Origin of the sequence: Agrobacterium sp. NPDC058088 (genome assembly GCF_042885035.1) — a bacterium.
Taxonomy (GTDB): domain Bacteria; phylum Pseudomonadota; class Alphaproteobacteria; order Rhizobiales; family Rhizobiaceae; genus Agrobacterium.
In genome coordinates, this window is the sequence record NZ_JBHVSU010000004.1 from 112483 (window position 1) to 124663 (window position 12181).

The window sequence follows — 12181 nt, forward strand, 5'->3', positions numbered from 1 at the left end:
GTCTCTCCTTGAATTGGGAGAGTTTTAGACGAATTTATCTGGATGATATGTATCTAAAAGTCCGAATTTCATGTCTATTTCTCCGAAATTTGTGCGCTGCACATTTTTCGTCAGGCGCCATGGACATTTTCGTGGCGTGAAGACTGTTTTTGGCACTCCCATGGCGCGCCGCTTGCCGGGACGCCTCGAAAAGAAGTCGGGAAGATCTGGTGGAGTATTCAGCGAAAGATAGAGGATGCGGTGGTCGCTTTCAGTGAGGGCTTTCCATCGCATCCGATCTCCGCAGCATCTCCTGCACTTCCGCCACCATGTCGTTCAGTGGACGGTCGTCGCGGTAAAACGGCGTCGTTGTCCGTACACGGTGGTAGAGCGCATCGGTGCCGGGTGCACGGCCATGGTCGTCGGTCTGCATATCGTAAGCCTGTGCCGCACACATGATCTCGACCGCCAGAATGGTTTCCAGATTGTCGATAATCGAAAGCGCCTTGTCGGCTGCGGCGGTGGCATGTGTCAATATATCCTCCTGCAATGCGGAGGTGATGCCGCCATCGAGGCTGGCGGGGGCGGCGAGGCGGCGGTTTTCCGCGGTAAGCGCTGTCGCCGTATATTGCATGATCATGAAGCCAGAGCAGACGCCGTCACCATCCGCGAGAAAAGCGGGCAGGTTGCTGACAAGCGGATTAACGAGCCGGTCGATGCGACGCTCGGAAATCGCCGCAAGTTCGGCTACGGCCGTCGCCAGCCCATCCATGGCAAGCCCAAGTGCCGCGCCGACGGCATGGGCCTGGGAATGGACCTCGGGCGCCTGCGGTGTCCCGGCGACGACCGGGTTGTCGGTGACGCTTGCGAGCTCGCGGTTCACGACGTCAGCACTCTGCGCCACGCTGTCGCGCACGGCGCCATGCACCTGCGGCACAGCGCGCAGGCTGAGCGGATCCTGTGTACGGGAACCGGCCGACCGGGCGAGAAGCGGGCTTGCCGCCAAAAGCTGGCGCAGGTTTTCGCCGACGGTCTGGATGCCGGGCGAGACGCGCAGCGCCAGCGGCCCCGCGGCGAAGGAATCTGCCTGCGCGCCAAGGTTTTCATAGCTCATGGCCGCTGCCACATCTGCCCAGTCAAGGAGACGGGTGGTGCGGGCAAGCGCGAGGCTGGCAAGGCCGGTGGCGCAGGGTGTGCCGTTGACGAGGCTGAGGCCCTCTTTCGCCCGCAGAACCATGGGTTCCAGGCCGAGTGCTTTGAGTCCCTGACGGCTGCTTATCAATTCGCCCCGGTGGCGGACCCGACCCTCGCCGATCAGCACAAGACCTATGGCCGCAGCATGGGTGAGGTAACCCACCGAACCCTTCGAGGGAATGACGGGGAGAATATCGCCATTCAGTAGGGCCAGCAGGGTTTTCACCGTCTCCACCTGCACGCCGGAATAACCATGTGCGAAGTTGTTGATCTGGGCGGCCATGATGGCGCGTGTTTCTTCGCGTCCCAGCGGTTCGCCGACGCCGCAGGAATGGCTGAGCAGGATGTTGCGGGAGAGGGCCTGCTGCTGGGGAATATCCACGATCACGTCGCAGAGCGCACCCACACCGGTATTGATGCCATAACCGCGCACGCGTTTTTCGACGAGCGCATCGACGATGGCGCGCGCCTGTTCAATGCGTTGCCAGGCATCGTCTGACAGCGAAAGCGTCGCGCCCTTTGCGACAGCGGCGATCTGCTGCCAGGTGAGGGGGCGATCGATGGTGACCGCATCAGCCATGCTGGCTTTCTCCCACCGCACCCGCGCGGCGCTCCACGAAACGGGCGACGTAGTCGTTTGCGGGGCTATTGAGGATTTGATCCGGGGTCCCGACCTGAACCAGCTTGCCATCCTTCAGGATCGCGATCTGCGCACCGATGCGAAGCGCCTCGTCGAGATCGTGGGTAATGAAAACGATGGTCTTGTGCAGGTTTTTTTCAAGCTGCAGCAACTGATCCTGCATGTCGGCGCGGATCAACGGGTCGAGTGCCGAAAAGGCCTCATCCATCAAGATGACGTCGGTATCGGCCGCGAGTGCCCGCGCAAGACCGACACGTTGTTTCATACCGCCCGAAAGCTGGTGCGGAAATTTGTCCTCATAGCCGGAAAGTCCAACGGTCTCGATCCATTTCATGCCGATGGGCCGCGCCTCCGCCTTGGTCAGCCCGCGCACGCGCTGGCCATAAACGACGTTCTGCAAGACGGTGCGATGCGGCATCAGGCCGAAATTCTGGAACACCATGCTGACCCGACGATTGCGGAAATCCCTCAGCTCCTTCGCCTTGAGGGCGAGGACATTGTCTCCGCCGACGAGAATTTCGCCGCTTGTCGGTTCGATCAGACGGTTGATGTGGCGCACCAGTGTCGACTTGCCGGAGCCGGAAAGACCCATGATAACGAAAATACGGCCGGCTTCGATGTCGAGGCTGACATTGTCGAGGCCGACACTGCATCCCGTCTTCGCCAGGATTTCGCTTTTTTCCGCGCCCTGCTGGGCCATGGCCAGCGCAGGTTTCCAGTTGCCGCCGAATATCTTGGACACGTTGCGGATATGAATATCAGTCATTGCCCATTTCCTTCCGGCGTGATCGGCCAAAACCCTGGGTGATGCGATCGAGCACGATTGCGAGAATAACGATTCCGAGACCCGCTTCGAGGCCCTTGCCGACATCCAGCGTCTGGATACCGTTCAACACCTGCTCGCCGAGGCCGCGCGCGCCGATCATCGAGGCGACGACGACCATGGAAAGCGCCATCATGATCGTCTGGTTGAGACCTGCCATGATGGTCGGCGTGGCAAGCGGCAATTCGACACCGAAAAGGATCTGTTTCGGGCTGCCACCGAAGGCGGTCGCCGCTTCCACCACTTCCCGGTCCACTTGCCGGATACCGAGATCGGTCAGGCGGATCAGCGGCGGCACGGCGTAAATGATGGTGGCAAGCACGGCGGGAACCTTGCCGAGGCCGAACAGCATGATGGCGGGGATGAGATAGACGAAGCTCGGCATGGTCTGCATGACATCGAGAATGGGCAGCGTGATGCGTCGCGCCCATTCGCTTTTCGCAAGCAGGATGCCCATGGGTACACCGATAACGATGGAGATGAGGCTCGCAATCAGCATCAGCGCCAGTGTCTGCATCGTCAGGTCCCAAAGACCGAGCGCGCCGACGATGAACAGCATGACGGCGACCATGATGACCAGCGAAATCTTTTTCGCGGCAAACCAGGCGAGCACCAGAAAGACCAGAAAAATGACCCACCACGGCAGCCCGCGCAGAGCCCATTCCACGAAGAGGATCGCCTGCAGAATCGTCTGCGAGATCGCCTTGAAAACGTAGCCGTAGTTCACCACCAGCGAGCGCACGATCTCATTGATCGGGCCGCGGATGGAAATATGGAAAACTTCAGGAAACATCGGTGTAGTCCTTGCGCATGCCGGTCCCGGCTCTCGGAACTGGCCCCTGTCCTGACGGGAAAATGCGCGCCGGAAGCCCGGCGCGCCTGTCATCCTTACTTGACGGCGGCTTCGATACGCGCCTTGGCGTCAGCAGAAACCCAGCTGCTCCAGATATCGGCCTTGGTCTGGAGGAAGGTCTTGGCGGCGGCTGTGGCGTCGACCTGCTTGTCCGTCATATAGGCGAGGCTGGCGTTGATTTCCGTCAGCGGGAAAGTCGCCTTTTCAAGGATCGTGATGATTTCCGGCGCGTCCTTCGCAAAGGTGCTGTTCACGCCATAGGCCACCTCGACGGAGGGGAAGGCGCAGCCGGTGTCGCGTTTTCCATCAGCGCTTGTCAGCTCTTTCCAGCAGGACTCGGTATAGGCGGGCTCCTGCAGCTGGATGAGCTTGTATTTGCCCATGATCGCCGTCGGGCTCCAATAATAGAAAAGCATCGGCTCACCCTGGAGGTAGCCGGCGGCGATTGCGGCATCGAGCGCGGTTCCGGTGCCGGGGCGGAAGTTCACATAATTGCCATCGAGCTTGTAGGCCTGAAGCTTGGCAGTGTTGACCCCTTCACAGGTCCAGCCCGACGGGCAGTTGAGGAAGCGGCCCTTGGTCGGCTCTTCCGGATCCCTAAACAATTCGACGATCTTCGGATCGGAAAGCTGGTCGACACTCTTCAAATCCGGGGCCTTCGCTGCAATACCTTTGGCGGGGTCGCCCTTGACCAGATATTCCGGCACGAACCAGCCTTCGGCCGCACCAACGAAGGTCTTGCCGACCGACTTCACCTGGCCAGCTTCGGCGGCCTTGTTCCAGACATCGGAGCGGCCGATCCATTCTTCGGCGAAGATCTGGACGTCGTTATTGGCGGTCGCCTGTTCCAGCGTCACCGAATTGCCAGGAATGGAATCGACCTTGCAATCATAGCCCTTGGACAGGATCTCTTTCATGACCTCGGTTATGAAGGCACCGCTTTCCCAGTCGATACCCGCGAAGGTGATGGTCTTTCCGGCGCTGCAATAGCCTTCCGCCCTGGCGGCGCCGACGTATGCTCCCATGACGAGCGCGGTCGTGGCCAGCGCGATTTTCAGTTTTGAATTCAGCATTGCATTCCCCTTTTGGTTTGATGATTGGCAATTTGCTGGCATGCGTTTTTTAAGGTTTAGCCGGGCGCTCCGACCTGACGATTGTCGCGGAGGCCGGTCAGCATCGAATCAATGGGAAATTCGACGCTTGCATTGAGGTGACTTGTTGAAAGTTCACTATACAACTTTGCGGTATTCGCGTGATGTAGGCGTTTTTGAAAATGTCGCATCTGCCCTGCATGCGGCTGGCCTGCTTTGGAAACAACGATCTTTCGGCCGGATCGGCCCCGCTCAGCCTTCTGTGCCGCGCTGGCTTTTCCAGTATGGCTCGTGCAAAGGCGTTGGATGGGCGCGCGGCTATCCTCCGGGCCGTCAGTGGCTGACTTGTGGCTGCTAGAGATCGAGTCTTCGCTCGCCATTATCTTCCTCTCAAGTTGTATATGTAACTTCACACATTTGCGAAAGACAAGCAAGATAGGATGTGATAATTTTGTGCTTGTGGGGATTCTGGCTGCGTTTTGTGCAACCGCCCGATTTTTAGGAGTTTTAATGCTGCCCGTCATCGAAAGCGAGTTTCTTGTCTCGGGCGATCGCTCCTCCCTGCCGCTGTACGAGCGTGTGAAAGAACAGATCAAAGAAAAGATCGCCAGCGGTGAATGGGTGACGAACCACAGGATACCTTCGGAAAACGAGATGGTCGACATGCTGGGTGTCAGCCGCATGACGGCAAACCGTGCTTTGCGGGAGCTGGCAACCGAGGGGGTAATTGTTCGCGTCCAGGGGCGTGGATCCTTCGTCGCCCCGAAAAAGCGAAGCGCCGGCATGATGGGTGTGCGCAACATCGCCGACGAGATCAAGGAGCGCGGGTCGACACATCGGCCGAGCCTGATACTCGCCCAGACGGAAGTTTGCGGCCCCGATCTCGCAACGGCGCTGGAGATCGGTGTGGGAACGAAGGTCTTTCATTCCATCATCGTCCACCACGAGGACGACGTGCCGATCCAATTGGAAGACCGCTTCGTCAATGCCGAGATTGCGCCGGATTATCTGATGCAGGATTTCACGACGCTCACGCCCAATGCCTATCTGACGGCGGCGGCACCCATTTCCCGGACGGAGCAATTCATCGAGGCCGCATCACCCCAGCCCTGGGAATGCAAATTGATGGCCATCAGCCGAAATGAGCCTTGCCTTCTCGTGCGCCGTCGAACCTGGTCGTCAAGCCGCGCGGTGACGTCGGTCCGGTTGCTTTATCCCGGTTCGCGATACCGGCTCGAAAGCCAGGAATAGTCTCCGGTCTTCCGCGATGCTTTAGTCAGTTTCGACCATCAGACCAGCAGCCCGCGCATGATCAGCTCCAGATGGATGGTCAGCACGGCGCTTTTGTCCAGGCTGCGTCTGTCGTCGAAGATCAGCCGGAACACCAATGTTCCGACCATGGGCGACATGACCACCTTGGCGAGTTCAGGGGGATTGGCCCTGAATCGTTTCTTCGCCACGCCCTCATCCAGGATTGTTTCGATGCGTGCGAAGACCGGCGCCATCAGCGTGTCGTGATGCTGGTCGATGAGTTCAGGGAATTTCGCGCCTTCGGCGACGATCAGGCGGAACAGTTCACGCATTTTCCGGTTATCGACCAAGGCGTCGAACAGGAATTCGAGCAGCGAGCGAAGTTCCTCCACGGGGTCATCGGATTGATGCGTATAGGCCTTGAAGGCCTCCTGAAACGGCAACGAGGCATGTCTGACCATCGCCTCGAACAGCGCCTCCTTGGTCTCGAAATAGACGTAGACCGTGCCTTTCGTAACCCCCACTCGTTCCGCAATGTCCTCCACCCGCGTCGCTGTGAAACCTCTTTTGGTGAATTCTTCGAATGCGGCGTCGAGAATTTGCAGCGGACGTTGTATCTTCTGTTCAGCGCGTGTCAGTTTTGTTTTCGCCATGGCCCCCGGGTCCTTCTTTATTTTTCGGCGCGTGCCCTTCTGTCCGTCGCGAGTGGCAGAAATGAGTGTTGATTGCCTATAGCACCGGCGCGAAAACCGGAACGGATTTTGTGAAGGCGCATGCATACTTCAAGATGCCGGAACATTGCCGATGCGCCCGCAGGGATGTGCCGGACGAACGAGGGAACGATCATACAGGGAGCTGGCCAGATATCCCGGACAGATTCCCGATCAGCGGCACGAGAATTTCATTGACTATTCGGTTAGTCAAATATTATAGAGCGAGGCGAAGATCAAGAGGTCACCATGAAAACCATCCTTATCGCGGCGGCGCTCGGCGGCATTTTCGCCCTGTCGTCCTGCAGTAATGAAGAACCGCCCGCCGAAAAGCCGCTGCGCACCGTCGATGTAGTGGCGGCTGAGAAAAAGCCAGTCGATCGTGGTAGCGTCATAACCGGCGAAGTGCGCGCAAGGGTCCAGACGGACCTGTCGTTCCGGGTCAGCGGCAAGATCGTCGAGCGGCTGGTGGATGTGGGTGCGCGGGTGAAAACCGGCCAATTGCTCGCCCGTATCGACCCCGAAGAGCAGAAGGCCGACATTGATGTCGCCCTGGCCAATCTGCAATCCGCCGAAGCGCAGCAGACACAGGCGCAGCTGACGTTCGACCGCCAGCAGAACCTTTTCAAGACGCAGGTGACTTCGCGCTCTGCTGTCGACAAGGCTCAGGAAACGCTGCTTACCACGCAAGGGGCGGTGAGATCGGCGCAGGCGCAACTCGATACGGCGCGGGATGCGCTGTCCTACACCGAGCTCAAAGCCGATGCGGATGGTGTTATCACCGCGCGCAATGTCGAAGTTGGCCAGGTGGCGCAGGCCGCCCAGCTTGTTTTTACGCTCGCGCATGACGGGCCGCGTGACGCGGTCTTTGATGTCTACGAATCCCTCTTTCTCGAGCGCGACATCGACAATCTCGTCAATGTCAGCCTCCTGTCGAATCCTGCCCAAACCCTCGCGGCGCCCGTGCGTGAGATTTCCCCGACGATCGATCCGGATAATGGAACGATCCGGGTCAAGGTCGGTCTGAACGGCGACATGACAATGCCGCTTGGCGCGCCCGTATCCGGCCATTTCCGCTTCCGGCAGGTGGATGCGATCGAGCTTCCGTGGTCGGCGATGACCTCTAAGGATGGCGTCCCCGCTGTCTGGCTTGTCGATCCGCGATCGTCGGAAGTCGCCATGCGCCCGGTTCAGGTCGCCGATTACGAGACCGGTCAATTCGTCGTCACGGAAGGGCTCAATCCGGGTGATCTCGTCGTCACCGTCGGGACCAAATTTCTCCGCACCGGTGAAAAGGTCGCCTATGAAAAGGGGCAGGCACAATAATGTTCAGGATAAACAGAAGCTTGTTTTTGTTGCTGCCCGCAGTCGCGCTCTCATCCTGTCAGGAAAAGCAGGAAGCGGCCGCTGAAGCGCCGCGTCCGGTCCTGTCAGTTGTCGTTGAAGAAAAGTCGGCCGACGCATTGCGGCTGACGGGCACGGTGGAATCCCGCATTCAGACCAATCTCGGCTTTCGCGTCCTCGGCCGCATCATCGCCCGTAACGTCGATGTGGCTGATCTGGTCAAGAAAGGCGATGTGGTGGCCTCGATCGATCCGCTGGCGCTGGAACTGTCGGTGAAAAGCGCCCAGTCCGATCTTTCCAATGCCGAGGCGCAACTCGCCAATGCGGTGACGACCGAACAGCGCCAGCGTGTGCTGGCCGAAGCCCGCAGTGGCACGGAAGCGGCACTGGAAGAGGCCGAGCAGGCTACACGCACGGCCAATGCCTCCGTTGCCAAGGCCCGCGCCAATCTTGACAAGGCCGAGGAGCAACTGGGTTATGCGCAACTGCGCGCCGAATTCGACGGCGTGGTAACGGCGACGTCCGGCGAAATCGGCCAGGTCGTTTCCGCTGGTCAGACGGTGGTGACCATCGCCCGACCGGAAGTGCGCGACGTGGTGGTGGATGTTCCGCAATTTGCGGCGCAGCGGCTTGAAATCGGCTCGACCTTCGAGATTGCCCTGCAACTCGATCCAAAAATCCATACGACAGGCGTCGTGCGCGAGATCGCGCCGGAAGCCGAAACAGCAACGCGCACACGCCGCACGAAGATCAGTCTGCAGGATGCGCCGCCAGCATTCAGACTGGGGTCCGTCGTCACGGCTTCGGCACTTGCGGCATCCGAACCGCAGATCATGCTTCCTTCATCAGCGCTGCTGAAAACCGACAATGGCTGGGGTGTCTGGATCGTCAATACCGATACCGCAACGGTGACGTTCCGCCCGGTCACGATAGAAGGCGAGCCCGCCGAGGGCGGCAGCGTGCGCATGACCAGCGGCGTCAAGCCCGGCGAGCGCGTTGCCAGCGCCGGTGTGCACAAGCTTAAGGATGGACAAGCCATCAGGATCGATCAGGAGGTCCGTCAGTGAAGAAATTCAATCTTTCCGACTGGGCGCTCGAACACCGTTCGCTCGTCTGGTACTTCATGCTGGTCTTCGTTCTCGCCGGCGTTTTCTCCTATCTCAACCTCGGTCGCGAGGAAGATCCGAATTTCACCATCAAGACCATGGTGATCAGCGCGCAATGGCCGGGTGCTTCCGCCGAGGAAGTGGCCCGCCAGGTAACCGACAGGATCGAGAAAAAGCTCGAGGAACTCGACAATCTCGATCATCTGCGCAGCCAGACGGTGGCTGGCCGCACAACGATTTTCGTGGAACTGGTGCCGGAAACCAAGGCGCGCAATGTCGAGCCCACCTGGGTGCGGGTGCGCAACATGATCGGTGACATCAAGGGAGAGTTTCCCTCTGGTGTCGTCGGCCCCTTCTTCAATGACCGCTTCGGCGATGTCTATGGCAATATCTATGCCTTCACCAGTGACGGTCTCAGCCAGCGGCAATTGCGCGATCTGGTGGAGGATGCCCGTGCGAAGGTGCTGACCGTTGACGATATCGGCAAGGTCGATGTCATCGGCGCGCAGGATGAGGCAATCTATCTGGAGTTTTCCACGCGCCAGATCGCGGCTCTCGGCATCGACCAGCAGTCGATCATCAAGACGCTGCAATCCCAGAACGCCGTCACGCAATCCGGTTTCGTCAATGCCGGGCCGGAGCGGGTGGCTCTGCGCGTCAGTGGTCAGTTCACGTCGGAAGACAGCCTGCGGTCCATCAATCTGCGGGTCAACAACCGCTTCTTCCCGCTGACGGAAGTGGCGACGATCCGGCGCGGTTATGTCGATCCGCCATCCTCGCTGTTCCGGTTTAACGGCCAGCCGGCCATCGGCCTTGCGATCGGCATGAAAACCGGTGCGAACCTGCTGCATTTTGGCGAGGCGCTGGATGCGCAGATGAAGCGCGTGGTGGCAGACCTGCCGGTTGGTGTGGATGTTCACCGCGTGTCTGATCAGCCAGCCGTGGTCGACGAAGCGGTCTCGGGCTTTACCTCGGCGCTTTTCGAGGCCATCGCTATCGTTCTCGTCATCAGCTTCATCAGCCTTGGCCTCAGGGCCGGCATGGTGGTTGCCGTCTCCATTCCGCTCGTGCTGGCAATTACCTTTGTCTACATGGAATATACCGGCATTTCGCTGCAGCGCATCTCTTTGGGTGCGCTCATCATCGCGCTCGGACTTCTCGTTGATGATGCGATGATCGCGGTCGAGATGATGGTCGCGCGGCTGGAGGTCGGAGATGATCTCAGGAAAGCGGCGACCTATGTTTACACGTCCACCGCTTTTCCGATGCTCACCGGTACGCTGGTCACCGTCGCCGGTTTCATTCCCGTTGGTCTCAATAACAGTGCCGCCGGGGAGTTCACCTTCACGCTGTTTGTGGTGATCGCCGTTTCGCTGATCGTGTCATGGATCGTCGCGGTGCTGTTTACGCCATTGCTCGGGGTGACGATCCTGCCGAAGACGATGAAGTCTCATCATGAAAAGAAGGGCCGATTTGCCTCCGCCTTTTCCTGGCTTCTCGGCCGGGCGCTGCGCTGGCGCTGGGTGACGATAGTTGCCACGGTTGCGTTGTTTGCCCTGTCCATTGGCGGCATGAGCCTGGTGCAGCAACAGTTCTTCCCCTCATCCGACCGCGTCGAGCTTATCGTCGACTGGAACCTGCCGCAGAACAGCTCGATTGCCGAAACCAACCGACAGATGGCCAAGTTCGAACAGGATATGCTGGCCAAGAATCCGGATGTCGATCACTGGACAAGCTATGTGGGTGAGGGCGCGCCGCGTTTCATCTTGTCCTTCGATGTGCAGACGCCCGATGTCACCTTCGGCCAGACGGTCATCGTCACCAAGGGGCTGGATGTTCGCGACAAGGTGCGCGCCGAGTTGCAGGACTATCTGAACAAAACTTTTATCGGCACCGACGCCTTCGTGAAATTGCTCGATATCGGCCCTCCCGTCGGGAAACCGGTTCAATATCGCCTGAGCGGTCCCGATATCCAGAAGGTCCGCGAACTCGGACAGGAATTGTCGGGCATCGTTGGCGAACATCAGCTGTTGTCCAACCTGGTTATGGACTGGAACGAGCCGACGCGGGTGGTCAAGGTCGACGTTCTCCAGGACAAGGCCCGCCAGCTCGGTGTTTCCTCGGAAGATATTGCCAATGCCATGAACAGCATTGTCGAGGGCTCCACCGTTACCCAGGTTCGGGATGACATCTATCTCGTCAATGTGGTGGCGCGGGCGCAGCTGGCGGAGCGCGGTTCCATTGAGACATTGCAGAACCTGCAACTGCCGGCGACGAACGGCAAAGCCGTGCCCCTCTCTGCGATTGCCAATTTCCGCTACGAGTTGGAGCAGCCGACCATCTGGCGTCGGGACCGGATTCCGACTGTCACCGTCAAGGCCGCTATTACCGGCCCCACGCAGCCTGCGACGATTGTGGAGCAGCTGAAGCCGAAACTCGAGGCTTTCGAAAAAATGCTGCCCGTGGGTTACAAGCTGGAAACGGGTGGCTCGGTCGAATCCAGCGCGGATTCACAAGCGCCGATCGTTGCGGTGGTGCCTTTGATGCTGTTTGCAATGGCGACGATCCTGATGGTTCAGCTCCAAAGTTTCAGCCGTCTGTTCCTGGTCTTCGCCGTGGCGCCGACGGCTTTGATCGGCGTCGTTGTGGCGCTGCTTTTCTCCAATGCGCCGATGGGCTTTGTCGCCATTCTTGGCGTGCTGGCGTTGATCGGCATCCTCATCCGCAACTCGGTGATCCTCGTGGTGCAAATCGAGCATCTGAGAAGCGAAGGCATCTCGGCCTGGCGGGCCGTCATCGAGGCGACCGAGCACCGCATGCGGCCGATCATGCTGACGGCGGCGGCAGCCACACTTGCCCTCATCCCCATCTCCCGGGAGATTTTCTGGGGGCCGATGGCTTATGCCATGATGGGCGGTATCGTGGTGGGCACTGCGCTGACACTGCTTTTCCTGCCGGCCCTCTATGTCGCGTGGTTCCGTATTCCGCGTGAGGATGACAAGCCGGAAGGACACGACGTCACGGCCTGATATTCGAAACGGGGTGAGGGCGTCGTTTCCTCATCCCATAAAAATATTCGCCCTCGTTGTTCCCATGGGCAGGATAGTGTTAGGAAGGTCGGCTTAGCCGCGAGAGCGGCGGCCGTCCTTTCGATTCCGGACGGTCGTATCTCGCGTATCGAATCCGTATG

The 12181-nt window shown here is 59.3% G+C and carries 10 protein-coding genes; 4 read left to right on the forward strand and 6 right to left on the reverse strand.

Features of this window, described 5'->3' with window-relative positions; translation table 11 throughout:
* Positions 1 to 24: 24 nt before the first annotated feature.
* The 5 genes from ACFVTJ_RS13690 to ACFVTJ_RS13710 all read right to left on the reverse strand — a co-directional run bounded on the left by ACFVTJ_RS13690 (position 25) and on the right by ACFVTJ_RS13710 (position 4562).
* Positions 25 to 273, reverse strand: coding sequence for a hypothetical protein (locus tag ACFVTJ_RS13690; RefSeq protein WP_386908212.1), 249 nt, complete (start codon positions 271 to 273; stop codon positions 25 to 27).
* Positions 251 to 1753, reverse strand: coding sequence for a histidine ammonia-lyase (hutH, locus tag ACFVTJ_RS13695; RefSeq protein WP_386908214.1), 1503 nt, complete (start codon positions 1751 to 1753; stop codon positions 251 to 253). The genes ACFVTJ_RS13690 and hutH overlap by 23 nt, the downstream gene beginning before the upstream one ends.
* On the reverse strand, positions 1746 to 2579 hold the full coding sequence (locus ACFVTJ_RS13700; RefSeq protein ID WP_386908216.1) for a glycine betaine/L-proline ABC transporter ATP-binding protein: 834 nt from the start codon (positions 2577 to 2579) through the stop codon (positions 1746 to 1748). The genes hutH and ACFVTJ_RS13700 overlap by 8 nt, the downstream gene beginning before the upstream one ends.
* Positions 2572 to 3429: an ABC transporter permease gene (locus tag ACFVTJ_RS13705; RefSeq protein WP_386908218.1), complete on the reverse strand. Its 858-nt coding sequence runs from the start codon at positions 3427 to 3429 to the stop codon at positions 2572 to 2574. The genes ACFVTJ_RS13700 and ACFVTJ_RS13705 overlap by 8 nt, the downstream gene beginning before the upstream one ends.
* Before the next feature lie 95 nt (positions 3430 to 3524).
* The gene (locus tag ACFVTJ_RS13710) at positions 3525 to 4562 is read right to left on the reverse strand and encodes an ABC transporter substrate-binding protein (RefSeq protein WP_386908220.1); all 1038 of its coding nucleotides are present in this window, start codon (positions 4560 to 4562) and stop codon (positions 3525 to 3527) included.
* Between the two features lie 528 nt (positions 4563 to 5090).
* Here ACFVTJ_RS13710 and hutC point away from each other — a divergent pair.
* Positions 5091 to 5831: a histidine utilization repressor gene (gene hutC / locus ACFVTJ_RS13715; RefSeq protein ID WP_386908222.1), complete on the forward strand. Its 741-nt coding sequence runs from the start codon at positions 5091 to 5093 to the stop codon at positions 5829 to 5831.
* 38 nt (positions 5832 to 5869) lie between these two features.
* On the opposite strand, the gene ACFVTJ_RS13720 is transcribed toward hutC, so the two are convergent.
* A complete protein-coding gene (locus ACFVTJ_RS13720; RefSeq protein ID WP_386908224.1) occupies positions 5870 to 6484 on the reverse strand; it encodes a TetR/AcrR family transcriptional regulator in 615 nt (204 codons plus the stop codon).
* Between the two features lie 306 nt (positions 6485 to 6790).
* Between ACFVTJ_RS13720 and ACFVTJ_RS13725 the strand changes: the two genes are divergently transcribed.
* The 3 genes from ACFVTJ_RS13725 to ACFVTJ_RS13735 are packed head-to-tail and all read left to right on the forward strand — an operon-like array spanning position 6791 to position 12020.
* The gene (locus ACFVTJ_RS13725) at positions 6791 to 7867 is read left to right on the forward strand and encodes an efflux RND transporter periplasmic adaptor subunit (RefSeq protein ID WP_386908225.1); all 1077 of its coding nucleotides are present in this window, start codon (positions 6791 to 6793) and stop codon (positions 7865 to 7867) included.
* Positions 7867 to 8952: an efflux RND transporter periplasmic adaptor subunit gene (locus tag ACFVTJ_RS13730; protein ID WP_386908227.1), complete on the forward strand. Its 1086-nt coding sequence runs from the start codon at positions 7867 to 7869 to the stop codon at positions 8950 to 8952. The genes ACFVTJ_RS13725 and ACFVTJ_RS13730 overlap by 1 nt, the downstream gene beginning before the upstream one ends.
* Entirely contained in the window at positions 8949 to 12020 is a 3072-nt protein-coding gene (locus tag ACFVTJ_RS13735; protein WP_386908229.1) for an efflux RND transporter permease subunit, read from the forward strand. Before ACFVTJ_RS13730 ends, ACFVTJ_RS13735 begins: the two co-directional genes overlap by 4 nt.
* The last annotated feature ends 161 nt before the right edge of the window (positions 12021 to 12181 follow it).

Coding starts and splice junctions, on each gene's coding strand:
- ACFVTJ_RS13690 (WP_386908212.1), bottom strand. CDS start 273: ATGCGATGGAAAGCCCTCACTGAAAGCGACCACCGCATCCTCTATCTT.
- hutH (WP_386908214.1), bottom strand. CDS start 1,753: ATGGCTGATGCGGTCACCATCGATCGCCCCCTCACCTGGCAGCAGATC.
- ACFVTJ_RS13700 (WP_386908216.1), bottom strand. CDS start 2,579: ATGACTGATATTCATATCCGCAACGTGTCCAAGATATTCGGCGGCAAC.
- ACFVTJ_RS13705 (WP_386908218.1), bottom strand. CDS start 3,429: ATGTTTCCTGAAGTTTTCCATATTTCCATCCGCGGCCCGATCAATGAG.
- ACFVTJ_RS13710 (WP_386908220.1), bottom strand. CDS start 4,562: ATGCTGAATTCAAAACTGAAAATCGCGCTGGCCACGACCGCGCTCGTC.
- hutC (WP_386908222.1), top strand. CDS start 5,091: ATGCTGCCCGTCATCGAAAGCGAGTTTCTTGTCTCGGGCGATCGCTCC.
- ACFVTJ_RS13720 (WP_386908224.1), bottom strand. CDS start 6,484: ATGGCGAAAACAAAACTGACACGCGCTGAACAGAAGATACAACGTCCG.
- ACFVTJ_RS13725 (WP_386908225.1), top strand. CDS start 6,791: ATGAAAACCATCCTTATCGCGGCGGCGCTCGGCGGCATTTTCGCCCTG.
- ACFVTJ_RS13730 (WP_386908227.1), top strand. CDS start 7,867: ATGTTCAGGATAAACAGAAGCTTGTTTTTGTTGCTGCCCGCAGTCGCG.